Annotated in this window: 22 protein-coding genes; 8 read left to right on the top strand and 14 right to left on the bottom strand. The window is 68.4% G+C overall.

The features are described from left to right. Positions 1 to 30: 30 nt before the first annotated feature. Complete coding sequence (locus NN2_RS23430) at positions 31 to 1,395, top strand: CYTH and CHAD domain-containing protein (protein WP_063016000.1); 1,365 nt, start codon at positions 31 to 33, stop codon at positions 1,393 to 1,395. Positions 1,396 to 1,401: 6 nt separating this feature from the next. Here the strand turns inward: NN2_RS23430 and pip are convergent, their stop codons facing one another. The 3 genes from pip to NN2_RS23415 all read right to left on the bottom strand — a co-directional run bounded on the left by pip (position 1,402) and on the right by NN2_RS23415 (position 4,012). Further along, positions 1,402 to 2,361 (bottom strand): prolyl aminopeptidase, encoded by a 960-nt coding sequence (gene pip, locus NN2_RS23425; RefSeq protein WP_063015999.1) that lies wholly within the window; start codon positions 2,359 to 2,361, stop codon positions 1,402 to 1,404. 42 nt (positions 2,362 to 2,403) lie between these two features. Next, entirely contained in the window at positions 2,404 to 2,742 is a 339-nt protein-coding gene (locus tag NN2_RS23420) for a hypothetical protein (protein WP_063015998.1), read from the bottom strand. Between the two features lie 85 nt (positions 2,743 to 2,827). Continuing rightward, on the bottom strand, positions 2,828 to 4,012 hold the full coding sequence (locus NN2_RS23415; protein ID WP_063015997.1) for a citrate synthase: 1,185 nt from the start codon (positions 4,010 to 4,012) through the stop codon (positions 2,828 to 2,830). Positions 4,013 to 4,066: 54 nt separating this feature from the next. On the opposite strand from NN2_RS23415, the gene NN2_RS23410 reads away from it, so the two are divergent. Next, positions 4,067 to 5,161, top strand: coding sequence for a DUF2332 domain-containing protein (locus tag NN2_RS23410; protein ID WP_063015996.1), 1,095 nt, complete (start codon positions 4,067 to 4,069; stop codon positions 5,159 to 5,161). Here the strand turns inward: NN2_RS23410 and NN2_RS23405 are convergent. After that, positions 5,125 to 5,601 carry a MarR family winged helix-turn-helix transcriptional regulator gene (locus tag NN2_RS23405; protein WP_063015995.1) on the bottom strand — a complete coding sequence of 159 codons (477 nt, stop codon included), beginning with the start codon at positions 5,599 to 5,601 and terminating at the stop codon, positions 5,125 to 5,127. The two genes, NN2_RS23410 and NN2_RS23405, sit on opposite strands and share 37 nt — an antisense overlap. Positions 5,602 to 5,688: 87 nt before the next feature. Between NN2_RS23405 and NN2_RS23400 the strand changes: the two genes are divergently transcribed. Further along, entirely contained in the window at positions 5,689 to 6,207 is a 519-nt protein-coding gene (locus NN2_RS23400) for a methyltransferase family protein (protein WP_063015994.1), read from the top strand. Positions 6,208 to 6,221: 14 nt separating this feature from the next. Here NN2_RS23400 and NN2_RS23395 read toward each other — a convergent pair whose 3' ends face one another. The 3 genes from NN2_RS23395 to NN2_RS23390 form a co-directional block, all read right to left on the bottom strand. Next, complete coding sequence (locus tag NN2_RS23395) at positions 6,222 to 7,649, bottom strand: FAD-binding oxidoreductase (protein WP_063015993.1); 1,428 nt, start codon at positions 7,647 to 7,649, stop codon at positions 6,222 to 6,224. A 162-nt stretch (positions 7,650 to 7,811) separates the two neighbouring features. Next, positions 7,812 to 7,964, bottom strand: coding sequence for a hypothetical protein (locus NN2_RS37380; protein WP_156511425.1), 153 nt, complete (start codon positions 7,962 to 7,964; stop codon positions 7,812 to 7,814). Positions 7,965 to 8,215: 251 nt separating this feature from the next. Continuing rightward, complete coding sequence (locus tag NN2_RS23390) at positions 8,216 to 9,514, bottom strand: glycosyltransferase (RefSeq protein ID WP_063015992.1); 1,299 nt, start codon at positions 9,512 to 9,514, stop codon at positions 8,216 to 8,218. 91 nt (positions 9,515 to 9,605) lie between these two features. Here NN2_RS23390 and NN2_RS23385 point away from each other — a divergent pair, with 91 nt between their 5' ends. Together NN2_RS23385 and NN2_RS23380 are read left to right on the top strand one after the other, a co-directional pair. Next, entirely contained in the window at positions 9,606 to 10,244 is a 639-nt protein-coding gene (locus NN2_RS23385; RefSeq protein ID WP_063015991.1) for a TetR/AcrR family transcriptional regulator, read from the top strand. Between the two features lie 158 nt (positions 10,245 to 10,402). Next, positions 10,403 to 11,509: a 4Fe-4S binding protein gene (locus NN2_RS23380; protein WP_156511424.1), complete on the top strand. Its 1,107-nt coding sequence runs from the start codon at positions 10,403 to 10,405 to the stop codon at positions 11,507 to 11,509. A 6-nt stretch (positions 11,510 to 11,515) separates the two neighbouring features. On the opposite strand, the gene NN2_RS23375 is transcribed toward NN2_RS23380, so the two are convergent. The 4 genes from NN2_RS23375 to NN2_RS23360 all read right to left on the bottom strand — a co-directional run bounded on the left by NN2_RS23375 (position 11,516) and on the right by NN2_RS23360 (position 14,905). Next, positions 11,516 to 12,142, bottom strand: a complete 627-nt coding sequence (locus NN2_RS23375) for a DedA family protein (RefSeq protein WP_030514814.1) — start codon at positions 12,140 to 12,142, stop codon at positions 11,516 to 11,518. 50 nt (positions 12,143 to 12,192) lie between these two features. Then, positions 12,193 to 13,932 carry a hypothetical protein gene (locus tag NN2_RS23370; RefSeq protein ID WP_245658822.1) on the bottom strand — a complete coding sequence of 580 codons (1,740 nt, stop codon included), beginning with the start codon at positions 13,930 to 13,932 and terminating at the stop codon, positions 12,193 to 12,195. A 155-nt stretch (positions 13,933 to 14,087) separates the two neighbouring features. Continuing rightward, complete coding sequence (locus NN2_RS23365) at positions 14,088 to 14,354, bottom strand: hypothetical protein (RefSeq protein ID WP_063015989.1); 267 nt, start codon at positions 14,352 to 14,354, stop codon at positions 14,088 to 14,090. Further along, positions 14,351 to 14,905 carry an RNA polymerase sigma factor gene (locus NN2_RS23360; RefSeq protein ID WP_063015988.1) on the bottom strand — a complete coding sequence of 185 codons (555 nt, stop codon included), beginning with the start codon at positions 14,903 to 14,905 and terminating at the stop codon, positions 14,351 to 14,353. The genes NN2_RS23365 and NN2_RS23360 overlap by 4 nt, the downstream gene beginning before the upstream one ends. A 283-nt stretch (positions 14,906 to 15,188) precedes the next feature. Here NN2_RS23360 and NN2_RS23355 point away from each other — a divergent pair, with 283 nt between their 5' ends. Both NN2_RS23355 and NN2_RS23350 read left to right on the top strand, forming a co-directional pair. Further along, positions 15,189 to 15,857: a trimeric intracellular cation channel family protein gene (locus NN2_RS23355; RefSeq protein WP_063016025.1), complete on the top strand. Its 669-nt coding sequence runs from the start codon at positions 15,189 to 15,191 to the stop codon at positions 15,855 to 15,857. After that, positions 15,857 to 17,119 carry a M20 family metallopeptidase gene (locus NN2_RS23350; protein WP_063015987.1) on the top strand — a complete coding sequence of 421 codons (1,263 nt, stop codon included), beginning with the start codon at positions 15,857 to 15,859 and terminating at the stop codon, positions 17,117 to 17,119. The genes NN2_RS23355 and NN2_RS23350 overlap by 1 nt, the downstream gene beginning before the upstream one ends. Positions 17,120 to 17,129: 10 nt before the next feature. Here the strand turns inward: NN2_RS23350 and NN2_RS23345 are convergent, their stop codons facing one another. Continuing rightward, a complete protein-coding gene (locus NN2_RS23345; RefSeq protein ID WP_063015986.1) occupies positions 17,130 to 17,603 on the bottom strand; it encodes a DUF6194 family protein in 474 nt (157 codons plus the stop codon). Between the two features lie 62 nt (positions 17,604 to 17,665). On the opposite strand from NN2_RS23345, the gene NN2_RS23340 reads away from it, so the two are divergent. Beyond that, positions 17,666 to 18,394 carry a MerR family transcriptional regulator gene (locus tag NN2_RS23340; protein WP_063015985.1) on the top strand — a complete coding sequence of 243 codons (729 nt, stop codon included), beginning with the start codon at positions 17,666 to 17,668 and terminating at the stop codon, positions 18,392 to 18,394. 147 nt (positions 18,395 to 18,541) lie between these two features. Here NN2_RS23340 and NN2_RS23335 read toward each other — a convergent pair whose 3' ends face one another. After that, the gene (locus NN2_RS23335) at positions 18,542 to 18,961 is read right to left on the bottom strand and encodes a group I truncated hemoglobin (protein WP_030514801.1); all 420 of its coding nucleotides are present in this window, start codon (positions 18,959 to 18,961) and stop codon (positions 18,542 to 18,544) included. 161 nt (positions 18,962 to 19,122) lie between these two features. Then, positions 19,123 to 19,875: an NADPH-dependent F420 reductase gene (locus tag NN2_RS23330; RefSeq protein ID WP_063015984.1), complete on the bottom strand. Its 753-nt coding sequence runs from the start codon at positions 19,873 to 19,875 to the stop codon at positions 19,123 to 19,125. Between the last annotated feature and the right edge of the window lie 66 nt (positions 19,876 to 19,941).

Genomic DNA, 19,941 nt, shown 5'->3' with positions numbered 1-19,941 from the left:
GAAATCGCTCATTCGTGGTAGCCGGAACATATGGCCACGCACGTGAACGAAAGGGAACGGAAGTACCAGTTGCCGATCACGGGTGGGGTGCCGCTCGATGATGTGCCCGGTATGACTCTCGACCCGCTGACCGACGAACAGGTGCTCGACGCTGTTTACCATGACACCGCGGATCTGCGGTTGGCGCACAAGGGAATTACGCTTCGGCGCCGGACCGGTGGGGACGACGCGGGGTGGCATCTGAAATTGCCGCTGGGGGAGGACACCCGCGAGGAAATCCAGGTCCCGCTGGGGCGCGGGGGCAAATCGGCGCCGGAGGAACTGACCGACATGCTGACGGGCATCACCAGGGGCCAACCGCTCGCGCCGGTCGCGCATATCCGGACGAAACGGCGGAAATGGCGGCTGCTGGAGGAGGCGGGCCGAGTCGCGGCCGAGGTCGTCGCGGACAGCGTGTCCGGTCAGACGCTCGGTGAGTCGTCCTCGGTGATGTCGTGGGAGGAGATCGAGGTCGAGTTGGCCGGCGGTGGTCCGGATGTGTTCGACAGCGTCGAGAAGAGATTGGGCAAGCCGTCGGATGCGCCGCCGAAGGCGCTGCGCGTCCTCGGTGTCCGTACCGAGCGGCGCCCGCCCGAGCCGGGCGTGCAGGGTTATATGCGCGAGCAGGCGGACAAGATGCTCGAGCAGGACGTCCTGATCCGGCGCCGCGCCCCCGACTCGATACACCAGATGCGCGTGGCCGGACGCCGACTGCGCAGCATCCTGCAGGCCTTCAAGGGATCGCGAGAGCTGCGCAACGAGCTGAAGTGGCTCTCCGGGGTGCTCGGAGACATGCGGGACCTCGAGGTTCTGCACGACCACCTCGTCGCGGAAGTCAGGGCCTTACCGGACGAACTGGTGATCGGCGAGGTCCGCCGGCGGCTGACCGAGTCATTCGTCCCGCGCCGGTCGGCGGCCCGCGCCGACGTGCTCGAGGCACTGAACAGCGAACGGTATTTTGCGCTGCTGGACTGCGTCGAAACCAGCCACCGACTGCCGCTGAAGCGCACGGAGGCCAAAGCGCTGCGCAAGACGCGCCGCCGTGTCGACCGCGCCTTCGACAACATCGGCCGGCTCGGTACCGATCGCGGCCTGCACGAGGTGCGGAAGGCGGCGAAACGTACCCGCTACGCGGCCGAGGCGACCGGCAAGAAGAAGCTGGCCCGCCGCATGAAGACGTTGCAGAAATCCCTCGGCGTCCACCAGGACGCGGTCGTCGCCCGCGCCGAGGTACGCACCCTCGGCGTCCAGGCGCACCTGGCGGGGGAGAACGCTTTCACCTACGGCTTGCTGTACGGCAGGGAGGTACAGCGCGCCGAGAAGGTCCGGCAATCGCTGCGGCTCGGAGAGCGATAGGCGAACCTACCCGCCGTCGGGTTGCGCGAAGCGGGCGATGGCGCGGGCGATCGCGTCGCTCATGGCAGGACTACCGGTGTGGCCGGAGTCGTCGATGACGTGCAGGCGAGCGTCCGGCCACACCTTCGCGAGTTCCCAGGCGGTTTCCAGCGGCGCGCTGAGGTCGAGGCGGCCGTGGATCAGGTCGCCCGGGATCCCCGCCAACTGCCCCGCCTCGCGGAGCAGCACACCTTCGTCGAGCCACGCCGCGTGCGCGAAGTAGTGCGTGCAGATGCGGACGAAGGTGAGCATCGCGGTGTCCGGCTTCGCGCTGTATTGCCCTGGGCGGCCGAGTGATTCGTGTGCGATCACCGCGTCCTCCCAGCGGCACCACTCGATCGCGGCCTCGCGGCGCACCGCCGGGTCCGGGTGTTCCAGGAGTTGCCGGTAGCCCTCGACCAGGTCCCCATCGCCGGGCAGGCCGGCCCGGAATCGCTCCCATTCGGCGGGCAGCAGCGGTGCGACACCCCGGTACAGCCAATCGATTTCGCGGCGGCGGGTCGTGGTGACGCCGACCAGCACGATCCCGGTGACACGCTCCGGATACCGCTCAGCGTAGGCGAGGATGAGCGTCGAACCCCAGGAGCCGCCGTACATCAGCCAGCGGTCGATGCCGAGATGGGTGCGCAGCCGCTCCATATCCGCGATCAGGTGCTCGGTGGTGTTCACGGCCATGTCGGTGTCCGGGGCGGCGGCGCTCGGAAGGCTTCGGCCGCACCCGCGCTGATCGAACTGGACGATCCGGAAGATGTTCGGGTCGAACGACTTTCGTGGTCCCGGAGTGCTGCCGCTGCCCGGCCCGCCGTGCACCACGAGCACCGGCCGCCCCGTGGGGTTGCCGCTGGTGCACCAGTACATCTGATTTCCCTGGCCGACCCCGAGCAGGCCGTCGGCGTACGGGTCGATCGGGGGAAAAGAGGTCGGCACGGTTGCCGAGATTAGCGGAACAGCGGTGACGGCGTCGACGACTCAGTCGGGGATCAGGGCATACACCTGCACGAGGAATTGCTGCGTCGCCCCGTAAGGATCGGCGATGTAGAAACCGCGGCGAGACAACGACTTCCGCTCCATCGGCATGCGGGTTCTGCCGCCGGAGACGATGTTGGAGAGTACGCGCTGGTCGTAGTTGGCTCGGACGTCGACCATCACACTGAACTTGATCACTTCGGTGCCGGGGCCTGTCCGCCAGAGCAGTTCTTCCGCTTCCGGCGGCACGGTCGCGAACGAGAAGTTGTCACTCGATCGCGCCTTCTGATTGCGCCGAGGCTGTGAATCCGACCGGACCTCGGCGACCAAGACCTCTCGCATCGCTGCCCTCCCTGTATGTCTTGCGCCGCTTCGGGGTGTCATCGAATCTTAGCGGTTACGGCTGTCCGATCCCCGGTTCGTGATGTCATCGGTGTCGCGGGACGGCGCGGGGGCGGATGAGCGTCCCGGATTCGTACTCTTCCATCGCGTGGGCCAGCCAGCCGGCCGTTCGCGCGACGGCGAAGACGATTTCGCCCGCGCCGGGAATCATGTCGAACACCGTGGCGAGAACGCCGAGTCCGAAATCGCTGTTGATCGCGGGCAAGCGACGATGCCGCAGTTCCGCCGAAATCGCCTCGGCCACAAGGAGAGCCGGGTGATCCGGTGCGATCGTGCGGATCGCATCCACCAGGTAGGTGGCGCGCGCGTCGCCGGATCGGTAGACCGCGTGGCCGGCGCCGGGAATGCGTTCACCGCGGCGCAGACGCTCGTCCAGCGCCTTGGGTACGGCGCCGGGATCGGTGATCTCGGCGAGCATCCGCTCCACCGCCAGCGAGGCGCCGCCGTGCATCGGACCGCCGAGAACTCCCAGGCCACAGCCGACCACGGCGTAGGGGTCGGCATGCGCCGAGGCCGCGATCCGGGCCGCGAACGTGGAGGACGCCAGCTCGTGATCGGCCAGCAGAACCATTGCGGCGCAGAGTATGTGCAGTCGGCCGTCGTCGGCAGGCGCGGTGGCGGACAGTCGTGACCACAGCATCGCGGCGGCGGACCGGCCGACCGGGATGGACAGCTGGGGAAGGGCCTCGATCATGCCGGCGATCATGGCGCGCGCGATGGTGACGACGGTCGCGCGGTCGCGGTGGAAGCGCAGGGGGTCGCCGACGGCCAAGGTGGTGACGATGAGTTGCAGCCGGTCGATCGGCAGCAGGCCCTCGGGCAGGCCGGCCTGGGTGGCGCGGGCTGCCGCCACCGCCTTGTCGGCGAATTCCCAGGGGCCGCTGTCGGTGAGGTCGCCGTCCCACAACCATTCGGCGACGGCCTCGAAGGTGTGCGAGGCGGCCAGGTCGACGGCGTCGCGACCGCGGAAATACGGCCGGTCTACGCCGAGCGTGGTGATGCGGGAGGCGATGTCGATCTCGGTCGGCGCGGGTTTGCGGCGCGGTTTGCCGCGCCGGGCCAGCTCCTCGATCTCGGCCGGATCGAACAGGCTGCGCCGCTGGACCGGATCGTAGCGGCGTTTCAGCACGCCACGGCTGACGTAGGCGTAGAGGGTCGCGGGCTTCACCCCGAGCCGTTCGGTGGCGTCGGCGGTGTCTATCCACTCCATGGGTTGACCATAATCAATATTGATTACGGTGGTGCAGGGGCGCACAGTTCACTCATGCACCTGGTATCGCAATTCGAGCTGCAGGCCAAGGCTTGCGACAAGCTCGGTTCACCGCTGTACGGCTCGCTGCTGCGCGATATCGCGCGCGATATCGACGATCGTGGACCCTGCGCCGCGGTTCTGGAGGGTTACGAGACCATCGACTTCGATTCCGCGGTGCCGCTGCGCTTGCTGGCCGGCGTGCACGCACTGGTATTGTCCGGCGCCGCAGCCGATCTCGCGCCTTTCTATCCCAGTTCGGGTGCCTCGGTGCGGGCCCACGATCCCGCGGGCGCGTGGGCGCCGTTCCGGCAGGTCGTGGCGGAGCGGGCCGAGTGGATTCGGGACTGGCTGACTCGTCCGCCGCAGACCAACGAGGTCGGCCGGGCCGTTCCTTTGCTGGCCGGGTTGCTCGCGGCGGTCGATGCGACTCCGCTGCCGATCCGGTTGTTCGAATTGGGCGCCAGCGGCGGCCTCAACCTGCGCGCCGACCACTTCCGTTGGGACAGCGGCGATATCGGCTGGGGGCCGGAGGATTCACCGGTCACGATCGCGGACGCGTGGCGAGGACCGGTCCCGCAGTGGCTGGCCGGGGCCGTGCGCCGCCATCCGCGGCTCATGGTCGTCGAGCGGCGCGGATGCGATCCGACGCCGCTGGATCCCTTGTCGCCGCGCGACGCACTCGCGTTGCGCGCGTATGTCTGGCCGGACCAGCAGGCCCGTGCGGCCCGCCTCGACGGAGCGTTGCGACTGGCGGAGAAGATCCCCGTCGATATCGCCGTGACCGGCGCCCGCGACTTTCTCGCCGGCATCGAAGTGGAGCCCGGCACGCTGACCGTCGTCTGGCATTCGGTGATGCGCCAATACGTGCGCAAGGACGAATGGCAGGCGGTGACCGCCGAGCTGGACCGGCTGGCCGCGGCCTCGCGGGCCGACGCCGGATTCGCCTGGGTCGCTTTCGAACCCCAGAACAACTCCGACGACCGCAACGGGTTCCGGCTCACTGTCCGGATCGGCGGAAACGAGCCGGTGATACTCGCCCGTGCGATGCCGCACGGCGTTCCGGCGTTCACCTATCCGCTCGACGAGCCCGGTGCCGAGCGGAGCTGACCGTGAGCCTGGGAGTTCTGTTGCGCTTCACGAAGGGCGGCACTGAGCGCGGTCCGGAGATCACCCTGAATCCCTGCGGCCTCCAGCCGGGCGTACCACGCTCGGTCGATGTCGGAAACGGCGGCGCGAGCGACGCGGACGGCGCGCTTGCCCTTCTCGGTGAGAACGATCAGCCGGGCGCGACGATCCGACGGGTCCGGTTGTCGTGCAAGATAACCCAAGTCGATGAGGTCGGCGACGAGTTCGCCCATCGATTGATGGGTGATGCCGGCGCGGGCGGCCAGAGTGGTGAGGCGGGTGCCGCCCGCGTCCATGTTGTAGAAGACCGGGTGGTGGGCGGCGGTGATGTCGGGATAGCCGGCGGCGTGCAGTGTCGTCACGAGTTCGCCGACGATGGACGCGCTGATGCCGCGCAGTAGTGCGACGAGCGGCTGAGTCACTGGCCCACCTTCCGGATATGTCCTCGACATTTCGCAGGCTACCTGCCTACAATTTAGGCAGGTAGCCTGCATAATGAGGTGGTTGTCATGCCTGAACGCCATGCCGCTGTCGGCACTCTGGTCTTCTTCGCCGTTGCCCCGGGCACGGTCGCGGGTCTCGTTCCGTGGTGGATCTCGCGCTGGGAGTTCCACCAAACCTGGCTCCCCGCGCAAATCGTGGGTGCCGTGGTGATCGGAGCGGGACTGATACCGCTGATCGGTGCGTTCATCGAGTTCGCCCGTTCCGCAGGGACACCCGCGCCGATCGCGCCCACCGAGACGCTGGTTGTGAGTGGATTCAATCGCTATGTTCGAAATCCGATGTACCTCGGTGTCGTCATGATCATTGCCGGCCAATCGCTGTTCTTCGGCCAGATTGCGCTGCTGCTCTACGCTGCTCTGATCTGGGCGGTGACGGCTCTGTTCGTCGTTACCTACGAGCAGCCGACTCTGACGGCGCGGTATGGCGAGCAATACGAGAACTACCGGGCCGCTGTTCCGGCGTGGGTGCCCCGGCTGCACCCCTCCGGCAGCCGGGTCGATGGGTGTGGCGGACCGTCGGTGTGATTCGCTCGAAATCCTCAGTCCGCGAATGGAGCTCGCACCGGATGGTTGGCGTGGATCACGTCCGCGGCGTCCCAGCGGGCCTTCGCGGCGACCAGCAGTGGCAGGTCGCGGCCGAACAGACGTTCCGGGGGTGTGGCGCTCTCGGTGAAACTGCTGATGTCGCGATCGGAACGCACGGCGGCGACCGCATCGGTCAGCGCCTGGAAGCCGGTCGTGGCCGCGTCGGCCGCAGCCGGGGTGGGGACCACGGCGACAGCGAACAACAGTGCTGCGGATCGGCGGGTGGGGCTCGCCTCGGTGCGGTCGAGGGCGCCGCCGAGGTGGCGCAGTTCGACCGAGGTGAGGGTGTCGGCGGGGCCGTCGGTGACCGCGGTGGCGACGGCGTCCACCACGTCTGCGGGAAGTGCGCGGAGGAGCGCGCTGCAGCCGAGGGCCGGGACGGGAGTCGGCGGATCCATATGCAGTCCGGCGAGCGCCGACGGCGCGACCACGTCGAAAGTGTCTATGAGAGGCGGTGATTCACGCAGCGGAGCGAGCAGGTCGTGTGCCGTCGCCGCGTCGGCTTGCATCACGGCCTCGATGATCGCGAAAGTCCGTCCGGCGAACATCGGTGGCACCTCGGGTGTATCGGGGAAGCGGAGGACGCGTGCCACGGAGGTCACCGTCTCCGGTGCGGTCGCGATCCATGCCGTCCAGGCGTGGAAGATGTCGCGGGTCGATTCGACCGGCCAGAACAGGGCGCCGGCCACCACATCACCGATGGCGTGCAGGCGCAGCGTGAGGGCGGTGACCACGGCGATATCGGCGCCGGCGAGGACCGAATCGAACAGGTCGTCGCCTGCTCGGACGCGGCGGATCACGCCGTCTGCGGTGACGAGTTCGAGCTCGAGAACCGAGGCGCGGGAGGGTCCGTGCGAGCGGGCGAACCAGCCCAGGCCACCGCCCAGCACGAGGCCGACCACGCCGACGTCGGCCGAGAAACCGCCGATGGGTACGAGTCCGGCCGCTGCCGCGGCAGCCGTGAGGTCGGCGCAGCGAACCCCGGCCTCGACATGCGCGATACGTGCATCGGCGTCGATCTCGACCCGGTCGAGTGCTCCCGTGCGCAGCAGGATCGTGCGTGCGAGGTCATCCAGCGGAGTGGCGTTGTGACCGGTGGATTGCGGTGCGACGCGCAGTCCGAGTGCGGCGGCGGCGCGGACGGTGAGTGCCACGTCGTCGGTGGTCGCCGCGGTCACCACGGCGATCGGTCGTTGATCGGCCAGCAGTTGCCAGGCGGCGCGGGCCTGATCCCAGCCGGCATCGGTCGGGCGAATGAGGGCGCCAGTCAGGGCCGCCGCGAGGTCGTCGAGGGTGCGAAAGTTATTCGGTGCCCGAGTGTTTCGATCTATGACGACGCCCGGTCTGTCGGCGCGGCGGAGGGCTTCGTGCGGAAGGGGCATGACTTCTCCTTGTCGGGGTGGCTGGTGCGGCCCGATGCGGGCGCGATGGATCGTCCGGCCGGTAGGAAATGCAGGTCGGATGACGTGAGAGATGATGTGGTCGAAGAGAACTAGCCTTGCGAGGCAACGCGAGATATGCGATGCCTTGCGATGATCCGTGTGTCACAGGGTGAACGGCCGGACGCGCAGATCATCGGCCGTGGTGATCCAGGACGGTTTCGAGCTGCCGGTGTGGTTGTCGTGAGCGGATCGTTTATCGACGGCGGTGCTCGAGGCCGCTCTGTAGATGACGCCGACGCCGCGCAGTGTGCGCACGTCCGGACGCTGATCGGCACTCCTGAAGCGAGAGAACAGGATTGGAAAGCAAGCGTGGGGGCCGCGCCGTGGCGGCCGCGCGGACCGTTTGCGATGCACCGGCCGCCTGGGTGGCGAGCGACCGGATCCCACTTCGGAGGCTGACTACACCGGCCTCTCAACGACTCCTGGTAACCAGGTCCGCGCCACAGCGGTCGTCGTTAGGGCCTGCGAACTCGAACGCCGCCCCCGACCTGATCACCGGACGAGCTTTATGCCCGCTGCTGGGTGGCGGATCGCACTGTCTCGGCGACGATCTCGTGCACGGCCTCGGGACCGGGGGATCGGCGGATCGCATCGCCGATTGCCTCGGCACGCAGGCGATAACGCTCGTCGGTCAGCACGGTGCGGACCGCGGTGGCGACCTTGTCCGGCGCAGGGTTGTCGGTGCGCAGGTCGATGCCGACTCCGGACCACGCCACTCGCGCGCTGACCTCGGTCTTGTCCTCGGTGCGGCCGGCGACCACGATCGGCACTCCGTGTTCGAGCGCATAGTGCACGCCGCCGTAGCCGCCGTTGGTGACGAAGACGTCGGTCTGCGGCAGCAATCGGTCGTAGGGAAGGAATTCCGCGACACGCACATTGGCGGGCAGGTTGTCCGGCAGCGTGTCGACCGGCCGCCCGCCGGTGCTGACGACGACGATGACGTCGTCGCCGGCGAGTGCGCGCACCGTGGGCTCGATCAGAGTCCATTCACCGGTGGCGACCGTGCCCTGTGTCACGTGCACGACGCGGCGGCCCGCGAGATCGTCCCACCACTCCGGCACCGGCATCGCCGACGGCCGCGACCGCGCCACCGGACCGACGAAATGCACGGTGTCGGGCAGGCCGCGGCGCGGATATTCGAATTCGGGGACGGTGAACTGCACGATGTGGTCGGCTCCGGCCGGCCAGTCGAGGAAGAACCGCGGTAGGGCACGACCGGTCTCGGCGCGCGCGATCTCGTTCGCGAAGCGCTGCACGGGAGCGAACACGACCTTTTCGGCGCCGAGGGTGAGGACCGCGTTGCGCAGACGTCCCAGCGGCCCGCGCATCGGCGTGATCCCGAGACCGAAGGGCGCGACATCCGGATCCTTCAGCGCGAGTGGCAGGATCCCGAGGTTGACCAGCAGCGGTCGTTCCGCGCGCGGAATACCGCTCAGGACCGCGGCGGCGGCGAACATCGACTCGGCCAGAACGGCATCCGTGGACTCGGCGGCGATGGCCTCCCGGACCGCCCGCAACTGGGCGGGGACCGGTCGCAGGAAGATCTCGATCATGTCGTATCGAATGCCCGCGGGGCCCGACAGTCCGCGACGGCCAGGGAAGGCGGCATCGATGTCGCGATCGTCGTAGTCGGCCTCCGGCGGGAGCGGCAGGAAATCGGCGCCGGTCGCGAGGACGTCGTCGCGGAAGCGGCTACCGGTGAGGAACCGCACGCGGTCGCCCGCGGCGACGAGCGCCTCCGCGATGGACAGCAGGGGCGTGACGTGGCTGCGCACGGGTGTGGCGGTCAGGAGAACGGAGATCATGGGCAGGTCTTCCGACGTGTGAAGCGAAGTAAGATTGGTGACACCGATGAAGTATTCACTACCTCGCCGGGGTAGTCAATTAGGAATTGAGATGAGTGACAAGACCGCCACCCGGACCTACCGATCCGCCCTGCGCAGTGAACAGGCCGCGGCGACCCGCCGCCGTGTGCTCGACGCCGCGGCGGCCTGCTTCGTGGAGCGCGGCTACAGCGGCACGTCGCTGGCCGATATCGGCTCGCGCGCCGGAGTCTCGACCGAAACCGTGAAGGCCAACGGCCCCAAGCGCAATCTGCTGCTGGGCGCCTTCGAGCAGGCGTTCGCGGGCGAGGAGGGGGAGGCGCCCGTCTCCGACAGCGATGCCGCGGTCGAGGTCAACGCCATCGCCGACCACGACGCCTTCCTGCGGGCGGCCGCGAGCTTCGTTGCCGCGGCGAACGCTCGCACCAGTGTGCTGTGGACGGAGTTCCTGAGCGCCGCCAACGCCGATGCCGCCGTCGCCGAGGCGCTGGCCGGACTGCTGACGCGCCGCACGCAGGACTACCGCACCGTGGTCGGCATGTTGCTCGAACGCGGAATCGCCCGGGCCGACATCGATTCCGAGACCGCGGCCGACGAGCTGTCGTTCCTCTGGTCGCCCGAAAGTCATCAGCAGCTCGTCCTGCAGGGCGGATGGAGCATGGAACGCTATGAGGAGTGGCTCGTCGCCGCGGTCCGGCGTCAATTCGGCTGAGATCCGAAAGCCGTTGCTTCGCAGTGCTCTTCGACATCGCATCCCCGGTTGCGGTTCGGTAACGTCTGCGGCCGCAGCGGATACCGGCGATGATTTCCGGTCACCGGATTCGTCTATCTCTTCGAGGCCATACGTCTCGTGGAGATAGGAGGGGCGCGATGTCGTCAACTGACCGGGAGCCGACCGATGCAGGGCGCTACGCGGAGCATCCGACCGTGAAACACCTTGCCGCACAGGCGAGAAAGGCGCCGGATCCGGTGCTGAGCGCTGAGCGGCTGCGGGAGATCTGCCTCGCTGCCGGAGCCGACGATGTGGGCTTCGTGTCCGTCGATGATCCGAGGGTGGCGCAGGAGCGCGAGCACGCGCGCGGCATCCTGCCCTCGGCCCGCACCTCCGTGGCCTTCTGTCTCCGGATGAACCGCGACAATCTGCGCAGTCCGATGCGCAGCCTCGCCAACGCCGAGTTCAACCATGCCGACGACGAGACGAACGTGGTAGCGCGGCGCATCACCCGGGCCCTCGAGGAGGCCGGCTACCGCGCGGTCTATCCGGCGCCCGGATATCCGATGGAGGTCGAACAGTTTCCGGGGCGGGTATGGGTGCTCGCGCACAAGGTGGTGGCCGAGGCGGCGGGCCTGGGAGTCATGGGAATTCACCGCAACGTCATTCATCCGAAGTTCGGTAATTTCATCCTGCTCGGCACCGTCGTGACCGACGCGGTGGTCGACGAGCCGAGTGCGGCGCTGGACTTCAATCCGTGCCTCGAATGCAAGTTGTGCGTCTCCGCGTGCCCGGTCGGCGCGATCACCAACGACGGTGGTTTCGATTTCCAGGCCTGCTACACCCACAACTATCGCGAGTTCATGGGCGGCTTCACCGACTGGGCCGAAACCGTCGCCGACAGCGCCGACCGCGACGACTACCGCGAGCGGGTGACCAGGGGGGAATCGTTCTCGATGTGGCAGAGCCTCTCGTTCAAACCCAACTACAAGGCCGGCTACTGCATGGCCGTATGCCCGGCCGGCGAAGATGTGATCGGCGCCTTCCTCGACGACCGGAAATCGCATCTCGACGAGGTGGTGCGCCCGTTGCAGAACAAAGCGGAAACCGTCTACGTATTGCCGGGATCCGCGGCCGAGGAACACGTCACGCGCCGGTTTCCCAACAAGACGCCGAAGCCGGTCGGTAACGGGTTCGGCGACGAGGTCAACGATCTGCTCGATCAGATCGGGCCGCGCCCGCGCCGGGGCGCTACGCCGGAGTGACCTCGGCTACGAGCGTTTGCGCAGCTGCCCGAGTAGCGGCAACAGCGACACCACGACGATGACCGCGACCGCGGGCAGCAGATACTTGTCGACGTTCGGCACCGACGCCCCGAGCCAGTAACCCAGCAGGACCAAACTCTGCGACCATACGATCGCGCCGACGATCTGCCACAGCGTGAACGTGCGCGTCGGCACGTCGAGCACCCCGGCCACCGGGCTGATGACCGTCCGGACCATCGGCACGAATCGGCCGATCACGATCGCCCGGCGCGCGCCGTACCGGTCGAGCCAGCGTTCGCCGCGGGCCACCACGGTGTGCACTCGGGAGTTCGATGTGCGGTGCAGGACGGCGCGGCCGCCGTGTTTGCCGAAGACGTATCCGGCCTGCGCGCCGGCGATCGAACCCACTGCGGCGCAGAGCAATACCTGCCACAGGATGAGGTGGGGGCCGGAATGGGTCCCGCCCGCGCACAGGATGCCGGCGGGGAAGATCAAGGTGTCGCCCGGAAGGAAGAACCCGACCACCAGCAGCCCCGACTCGGCGAAGGTTCCGGCCAGTACGGCCAGCGCCCCGAAGTTGGCCAGCAGCGCAGACCCACTCGTCGGATTGAGTGCGGTCCACGTGCCGGTCACGGGACAACCGTAACGGTTTGCCGGATTCGGGGCCGGAAACGGCGTCCGCTCTAGGGAGCGTTCCCCTGCCGCCTGCGCTCGACCGTCTGACCCGGTCGTAGCACCGTTCCGCAGTCACCGGTCTTCTGGTAATCCGACAACAGGTGCGGGAGGACCTCGGCCGAGTACCGGCGCAGTTGCCCGAGTTGCTTGTCGCCGCGCACCACATCCTTGCGAACCCAGTCCTCGTCCGGACTGGCGAGGTTCTGAGACTGCTGAATCCGGTAGTAGTCGCGGTCCATGCGCGGATCGACGGTCAGTCCGTTCTGCATCCAGACGCCGTGAGTGTGGACGAACGTCGGCTTCAGATCCTCGAATACGTAGTCGGCCAATCCGATATCGGCCTTGCCCGCGTAGATGTCCGCGATCCGGGCATCGGCGAGTCCTGCCATATCGATCAGCCGCAGTCGAGAGGTCAGCGCGCTTCCGCCCATGTCGGGGGCGAGCAACGTGCCCTGCTGCAGGTCGAGGATGTCGGCGTAGCCGTTGAAGTAGCGGCCGAAGCGAAAGGCTATCCAGCACAACGGGATATCGGAATCGGCACGGTAGGAGTCGGCGGCGTCCGCCAGGGCGACACCGGAGGGGATCATGGCGGCGACCAGCGTCAGCGCGACGAGGGCCCGGCCCCGGGTGCGCAGCCGGGCCAGAACCTCGGTCGCCGAGAGCACGACGACGAGCGCGGCGAGCGCCCAGACCGGAGTGGCGAACCGGAACTGCCCCATCCAATCCGGTTGCAGCACGCAGTAGCCGGTGATCGCCAGCGTCAGCGGAACCAGCAGGGCGACAAGGCCGTTACGGATTCTGCTCGGGCCGGCCAGGGCGAGCCCGACCACACCGACCGCCGCGACCACGGCGGGCGCGCCCGCGTACTGCACCAGATCGCCTGCTCTGGTGAGGTCGTGTACGGTCGGCATCGCCTGATTCTTGGCGACCGCCGTATTCGCGACGAGCCGGCCGAACTCGCTGACCCGCCACACCAGATACGCCCCGAACGGAATCGCGAACGCCGCACCGGAATACAGCACATGACGAAGTGCGACGGGCCAGGTGGCACGGCGAACCAGGATCACCGAGACCAGGGGGTACGCCGCGAGGTAGATCAGGCCGTCGGGCCGGGTCAGCGCCGCGAACGCCGCTATCGCACCGGCCGTCACGGCCACCGCGGGTGTCCACAGCCGCTCGTCCAGCACCGCCAGGAACAGGCGGACGGCGAGAGCGCATACCGCCAGCGCGAACAGCGAGTTCTCCAGGCCGGAGAAACACCAGATCACGAAGGACGGAATCGCGGCGAGCACGGCGCCGGTCACGAACGTCACCACCGCGGGCCAACGCGACACCCGCCGCGCGGCGAGGTAGCAGCAGAGGAGGATTCCGGCGCAGCACAGTGCCGCGATCGCCTTGGGGTAGAAGACGAAGTCCGGGATGCCGAACAGGGCGCCGGAGTCGAACAAGCCGCACCATTTGCCCAGCACCAGCACCGCGAGCCAGGTGGGATCGGAGAATCCCTCGACCGGTTGCGCGCCGGGTTGCAGTACCGGCCCGGCACCCTCGGCGACACTGCGCGCATACGCGAACGTGATTCCGGCGTCGTCGACCAGCCAGATGCCGTACTGCGCCGCCTGCCACACCAGTAACAGCACGCCGCTCGTCACCGCGGCCGCCGCGCCCCACCATGATCGCCCGCGTCGCTGCCGCAGGTTCTCCCGCTGCCCGCCGGAGGTTTCCGGCCGCGCTGTTACTACCTCAACCATTCACCAGAACCCATACTCGAAAGAGTCGCCAAGGGACACAACAGCTTTTGCGCCCCCTCGCGAGTACATCTACAGACGTCGGTCGATCTTGAATCCGCGTGTGGACAGCTGTCAATCCGGCGGGACCGGCCAGGGGTGGGGAAGGGTGGTGCCGATTACCAGCGGGCCCGGCACTGTCCTTGCGCACACTGTCGCTCGATCCTGCCGCGGGACACCGTCTGCGCCAGGCCGATCAGCCAGCAGGTGGGGCAGCCGCGCAGCGCGACCGCACCGGCGGGCAGCAGGAGCAGGGCGGCCGGCCCCGCGGCGGGGATCAGCGCGATCGATGCGGCGATCAGGCCGAAACCGAGCAGCCCGCGTGCCAGGTGGACCGGGACCGAGCGGCTGGTGAACGTCTTCTGCTGTCCGGCAACGTCCTTCACGGCCGCAGCCCCCGATCCGGCATCCCGAGTTGCGCGCGAACGGTAACCCGGGCTCGGTGCAGTCTGGATTTCATTGCCGCCGTGCTCAATCCGAGCGTGCGAGCCACCATGCCGCCCGGCAGGCCTTGGACGTCGCGCATGATCAGGACTCGGCGCTGATCGGCGGGCAGCGCGGCGATCGCCGCGGCGATTCGCTCGATTTCGAGCCGGGCCAGCACATCGTCCTCCGCCGAGGCCGCCGCGATCTCCGCGTCCGGATCTCGGTGCACGGCTGTGCGTAGACGTCGCAAGCATTCGTTGCGCACGATGCGAAACATCCACGAGGCCAGTGCGCCCGCCGCCCGCAGCGTGCCGATCTTGCGGAACAGGACCAGCATCGCCTCCTGCGCGGCGTCCTCGGCGTCCTGACTGCTCGCGCACAGGGAATGGGCGAAGCGCTGGACGTGCGGATAGGAGCCGGAAACCAGGGCGGCGACCGCGGACTCGTCGCCGGCGCGGGCCGCCGCGACCAGATGTTCCTCCGGCCAGGCCGATCTCGTGCGCTCAGCCACGGGTACGCCTCCGCCGCAGAACCAGCATGCAGCTGCACAGTAATACGGCCGCGACCACCACGGCGATGACGGCGACAACCATGTCGACTCCTTCGGTTAGGCGGGCCCGGTTGCCCGCACGGTTATGAGAGCGATCGAGGGCGGAAAAGGATTCAGGGCGGTGTCGAGTGGGTGCGCGCGGTCGGCCGGGCACCACGAGGCCGCCGGTTCCCGGTCGATTCGCTGACCGGCGGGTACCGTGCCGATAGCGGATGCGGCGGATATCGCGGAAGGAACGGGGTCGATGGCGGCAGTGTCGGATACCGTCCCCGAATTGCTGCGCGCCCTCGATCTGACCGGTGTGTTCGCCAACGCGATGCTCGGCGGGGCGGTGGCGCGCACGTTCCGGTTCGACCCGATCGGATTCGCCGTGCTCGCTACCGCTTCGGGGCTGGGTGGCGGCATCATCCGGGACACGCTGCTGCAGCGGGGGACGCCGGTGGCGCTGGTCGACTACGCCTACCTGCTGACCGCCCTGTTCGGGGCGTCGATCGCCTTCATGTTCCGGTTCGAGGGCCGATTGTGGGACCGGCTGTTTCCCTGGGTGGATGCCCTGGCGCTGGGCTGCTGGGCGGCGGTCGGTGCGCAGAAGACGCTCGAAGTCGGGCTCGGGTGGCTGCCGGCGGTGTTGCTGGGAACGACGACAGCGGTCGGGGGCGGGGTGGTACGCGATATCGCGGTGGGTCGGGTGCCGACGATCTTCGGGGGTAACACGCTGTATGCCACCGGTGCGCTGCTGGCCAGTGCGACACTGGTGATCATCTGGTATTCCGGCCATGCGACGGCGGGTTCGATCGCGGCGACGGTGGTCGGCGCGGGATTGTGCCTGCTGGCGCGGTGGCGCGGATGGATGCTTCCCGAGCAGGTGAGTTGGCCCGAACGATTGCGTTACGGTCGGCGAAAGGAGAGGTGATGACCTCGACCACGCGGGATACCTCGGTACTGGCGGGTCTGGACGGCATCCGTGGGTGGCAGGAGGAGTTCTACCGCGACTTGCACGCCCATCCGGAGCTGTCGCATCGAGAACATCGCACGGCCGGACGGATCGCGGAGAAGTTGCGGTCGCTGGGTTACGACGTGCACGAAGGGATCGGCGGAACGGGAGTCGTCGGAATTCTGCGCAACGGTGACGGGCCGGGGGTGCTGCTGCGCGCCGACATCGACGCGCTGCCGGTGCGTGAGGCGACCGGATTGCCTTATGCCAGTGCGGTTTCCGCTGTCGGCAACGATGGCAAGGAGGTGCCGGTGATGCATGCGTGCGGCCACGACGTGCATGTCACCTGCCTGCTGGGCGCCGCCCAGCTGATGGCCGAGCAGACCGGCCACTGGCACGGGACGCTGGTGGCGCTGTTCCAGCCGGCCGAAGAGGTCGGCGACGGGGCGCGCGGGATGGTCGACGACGGACTGGCGAAGGTACTGCCGCGGCTGGATGTCGCGCTCGGCCAGCATGTGCTGCCCACGCCGGCCGGTTCCGTCGCCACTCGCAGCGGGCCGACGATGGCCGCGGCCGACAGTATGCGCATCACGGTGTACGGGCGAGGCGGGCACGGGTCGATGCCGCAGGCCACCATCGACCCGGTCGTGCTGGCGTCGATGATCGTGCTCCGGCTGCAGATGGTCGTCTCGCGCGAGGTGGCGCCGACCGAGACGGCGGTGCTGACCGTCGGCAGCATCAACGCGGGTACCAAGAGCAATGTGATCTCCGATCACGCTGTGCTGCAACTGAATGTGCGCACTTACAACGAGTCCACCCGCACCACGATCCTCGACGCGATCCGCCGGATAGTCACCGCGGAGTGCCAGGCCTCGGGCTCGCCACGCGACCCGGAATTCGAACTGTTCGACCGATTTCCGTTGACCGACAACGACCCCGGCGCCACCGCCCGCGTGGCCGAGGCCTTCGCGGCCTATTTCGGCGACCACGCCACGGAAATGCCGATGGCCAGCGCCAGTGAGGATTTCAGCGATATCCCGAACGCCCTCGACGTGCCGTACACCTATTGGGGCGTGGGCGGAACCGACCCGGAGAAGTTCCAGGCCGCACTGCAGGCCGGCCGCGTCATGCAGGACATCCCGGTCAACCACTCGCCGAATTTCGCGCCGGTGATCGAGCCGACGCTGCGAACCGGGACGGAAGCGCTGGTCGTGGCCGCGTTGGCGTGGTTGGGACGGTAGGACGACGACCTTAGTTGTCCGCGTGTGATTCCCGGCGCTCGTATCGGCTGCGGGCGATGCGGTGGGCGCAGCGCAGGAGGTCGGCGACGGCGGTGGCGGTTCGCGGGCCGGGGTTCACGACGGCGAGCCAGGCCTGTGCCCCGTAGACGGGGTGGGGGAACAGCGTGTCGGCGAGGCTCGGGTCGGCCGGGATCGTGGCGTGGTCGCGCGGGGTGTGACCGGTTCGTTCGATGAAGGCCTCTTTGCCCGCGAAGATGTTGAGGCGGAACGTGTTCGGACGGTCCAGGCGCGATGATCCGTCGTCCGGATAATCCTTGGTGACGATGGTGGCGAAGGGCTGGGTGTGGGGAACCACGCCGTCGGGGGCGTAATAGAAGAAGGTATCGCCCCAGCTGATTTCGGGGGTGCCGTCGCCGGGCCGGGGACTCAGCGTCAGGACGCCGCCGAGGTTTTCGGCGAATTCGATGATCTCGTTGATCTCCATTGCTCTAGCGTTTCATTGAAGTGCTTGTGGAGACTCCGTCCATCGGAATGGCAGGTCGTGTGATGACAAGTCGCAAATCCACTGGTCTGCGAACCGTGGATGTGGCGCGGCGGGCCGGCTGTTCCGTCCAGCAGATTCGCAACCTCGAACGCGACGGTGTGCTGCCCCCGGTCGAGCGCGGTCCGTCCGGGTATCGCACCTACCGTCGGGTGCATGTGCTGTCGGCCCACGCGTATCGGCTGCTGGCGACGGCCGTCGGGCCCGCCGAGGCGAGAGATGTTCTGCGCGCGACACATTCCGGGCAACCATTGCCCGCGCTGCTGGATGCCGCGCACGCGCGCCTCGACGCACAACGCCGGGAACTGCGGCTGGCGAAGCGAGCGGCCGCGGCGATCGCGGACGAACCGATCGGGGATGCGACATCCGCCGACTCGATGACGGTGTCCGAACTGGCGGGCGCGCTCGGTGTGCGGCCGTCGACATTGCGGCACTGGGATGCGGAAGGGCTGGTCGTGCCCGGCCGGGCCGGGCCGCGCGGTGCGCGGCTGTACGCGCCGGAGGATGTGCGCGACGCGCGGATCGCGCATCAGCTCCGGCTCGCCGGATATCGCATACCGGCGCTGCGCGATCTGCTGTCTGCCCTCCGGGCTTTTCGAGGTGGTGACGTGTCGGCCGCACTCGCGGCGCGGGAGGTCGAAATCGACACGCGCTCGTGGGCGTTGTTCGAGGCGGCCGCCCTGTTGTTCCGGATCGTTTCCCCGTCCGGCGACGACTCCTTCGAGGCCGGATGAACGGCCGCCGGCAATGTGTTTCGTTTTGCCCGGTCGGGTCGTCTGCCGGAGACGGCCCGGTCGGGATGTCGTTCGGCCGCCGTCGATCCTGTGCGCGGGGCAGGAGCGGGCGGCGGCCGACCCGGTGCGGTCACCCGCGAGCGCAGCTCACGACACGGGTGCGTCGGAGGCGATCTCCGGCGCCAAAGGTGCGATGGCGCCGATGATTTCGCCGACGGTCGGCTCCGGAACGCCGGCGTCCGTCAGGGCGTCGGTGAGGTGGCCGGCGACGAGGTTGAAGTGGTGCATGGTGATGCCGCGGCCCTGGTGGACCTGCTTCATCGGGGCGCCGGTGTACGGTTCGGGGCCGCCGAGGGCGGCGGCGAAGAACTCCACCTGGCGCCCCTTCAGCCTCGACATGTTGGTGCCGGTGAAGAAGCCGGCGAGATCCTCGTCGGCGAGGACGCGTACGTAGAAGTCCTCGACGACGGTTTCCAATGCTTCGTGCCCGCCGATCTGCTCGTAGATCGACGGGGCGGGCGCGGACGGGGCTGCGGACGATTTCGAGAAAAGTGACGAGATTCGCATGAAAACAGGAAATCAGCGGCGTGTTTCACCTCCGTTAGTTGTGTGTCGCCGACGGGTTGCCCTGTGTAGAAAGGCGGTTGCTCCGATCTCACCTCCGCCGCGGCCGGGCTGCGAGGTTTCTCTCGCTCCGATGACGAGCACGCGAGCCGCGGCTCATCGAACTACGGGGTGGGCATCGCCGGCACCGCCCGGCTGGGGTCCACGCCGGAGAAGGCCAGCGCGATGACGAAACCGGCGGCCTCCTCCAGCTGACGTGCGCGGTCCAGACCGCCCAGCACCACCGGTACGGCGCCGACGTCGCGCACCAGGTGTTCGGTGGTGCGCAGGGCGGCCGGGGCGTCGCCGCAGATCGTGACCGAGGGCGGTCGGTGAGTCGATCCGGTATCGGGGGTCGCGTCGGCTTCGCGTGCTGCCCACTGTTCGCTGGGGAACAGGTGGAACGCCTTGACCACGTGCGCTCCCGGCGCGAGTTCGGCCACGCGCTGCGCATGCGAGGTGCCGGGCGGCAGGCGCAGCACGCCGAGCCCGTGGTCGATCGCGTTGGCCGCATCGATGACGGTGAGACCCGACAGTGCGCCACCGGGCGCGCCCACCGCGCGCAGAACCTCCTCGACTCCGGTGTAGGCCACCGCCAGCAATACCGCGTCCGCAGTTCTTCTCGCCCCCGGCCCTACGGCGTCTGCGCCGCCCGCGACTGTCGCTGGGTGGGCCGCCGTCGGAGCGTGCGGGACCACCTTTCCGCCGGCCCCGATCTCCGTCAGCGGCACAGCCCGCACGCCGGCACCGAGCCGCCGCGCGAGCGCCTCGGCCTTGTCCATCGAACGCCCGGCCACCGTGATCTCGTGTCCGGCGCGGGCCCATCGGCGGCCCAGTGCCTCGGCCAAGGCGCCGGTGCCGAGAATCGTGATTCGCATCGTGTGCTCCTTCGAGTTGTCGATCCGGCGCTACGGTAGGACGGCCGATACGCACCGATCGGTGCG

This window comes from Nocardia nova NBRC 15556 (assembly GCF_001613005.1).
GTDB lineage: Bacteria > Actinomycetota > Actinomycetes > Mycobacteriales > Mycobacteriaceae > Nocardia > Nocardia nova.
The sequence above is the reverse complement of the archived record's forward strand: the minus strand, read 5'-3'. Positions and strand labels throughout refer to the sequence as shown.

Coding starts and splice junctions, on each gene's coding strand:
- NN2_RS23430 (WP_063016000.1), top strand. CDS start 31: ATGGCCACGCACGTGAACGAAAGGGAACGGAAGTACCAGTTGCCGATC.
- NN2_RS23420 (WP_063015998.1), bottom strand. CDS start 2,742: ATGCGAGAGGTCTTGGTCGCCGAGGTCCGGTCGGATTCACAGCCTCGG.
- NN2_RS23415 (WP_063015997.1), bottom strand. CDS start 4,012: ATGGAGTGGATAGACACCGCCGACGCCACCGAACGGCTCGGGGTGAAG.
- NN2_RS23410 (WP_063015996.1), top strand. CDS start 4,067: ATGCACCTGGTATCGCAATTCGAGCTGCAGGCCAAGGCTTGCGACAAG.
- NN2_RS23400 (WP_063015994.1), top strand. CDS start 5,689: ATGCCTGAACGCCATGCCGCTGTCGGCACTCTGGTCTTCTTCGCCGTT.
- NN2_RS23395 (WP_063015993.1), bottom strand. CDS start 7,649: ATGCCCCTTCCGCACGAAGCCCTCCGCCGCGCCGACAGACCGGGCGTC.
- NN2_RS23390 (WP_063015992.1), bottom strand. CDS start 9,514: ATGATCTCCGTTCTCCTGACCGCCACACCCGTGCGCAGCCACGTCACG.
- NN2_RS23385 (WP_063015991.1), top strand. CDS start 9,606: ATGAGTGACAAGACCGCCACCCGGACCTACCGATCCGCCCTGCGCAGT.
- NN2_RS23380 (WP_156511424.1), top strand. CDS start 10,403: ATGTCGTCAACTGACCGGGAGCCGACCGATGCAGGGCGCTACGCGGAG.
- NN2_RS23370 (WP_245658822.1), bottom strand. CDS start 13,932: ATGGTTGAGGTAGTAACAGCGCGGCCGGAAACCTCCGGCGGGCAGCGG.
- NN2_RS23355 (WP_063016025.1), top strand. CDS start 15,189: ATGGCGGCAGTGTCGGATACCGTCCCCGAATTGCTGCGCGCCCTCGAT.
- NN2_RS23350 (WP_063015987.1), top strand. CDS start 15,857: ATGACCTCGACCACGCGGGATACCTCGGTACTGGCGGGTCTGGACGGC.
- NN2_RS23345 (WP_063015986.1), bottom strand. CDS start 17,603: ATGGAGATCAACGAGATCATCGAATTCGCCGAAAACCTCGGCGGCGTC.
- NN2_RS23340 (WP_063015985.1), top strand. CDS start 17,666: ATGACAAGTCGCAAATCCACTGGTCTGCGAACCGTGGATGTGGCGCGG.
- NN2_RS23335 (WP_030514801.1), bottom strand. CDS start 18,961: ATGCGAATCTCGTCACTTTTCTCGAAATCGTCCGCAGCCCCGTCCGCG.
- NN2_RS23330 (WP_063015984.1), bottom strand. CDS start 19,875: ATGCGAATCACGATTCTCGGCACCGGCGCCTTGGCCGAGGCACTGGGC.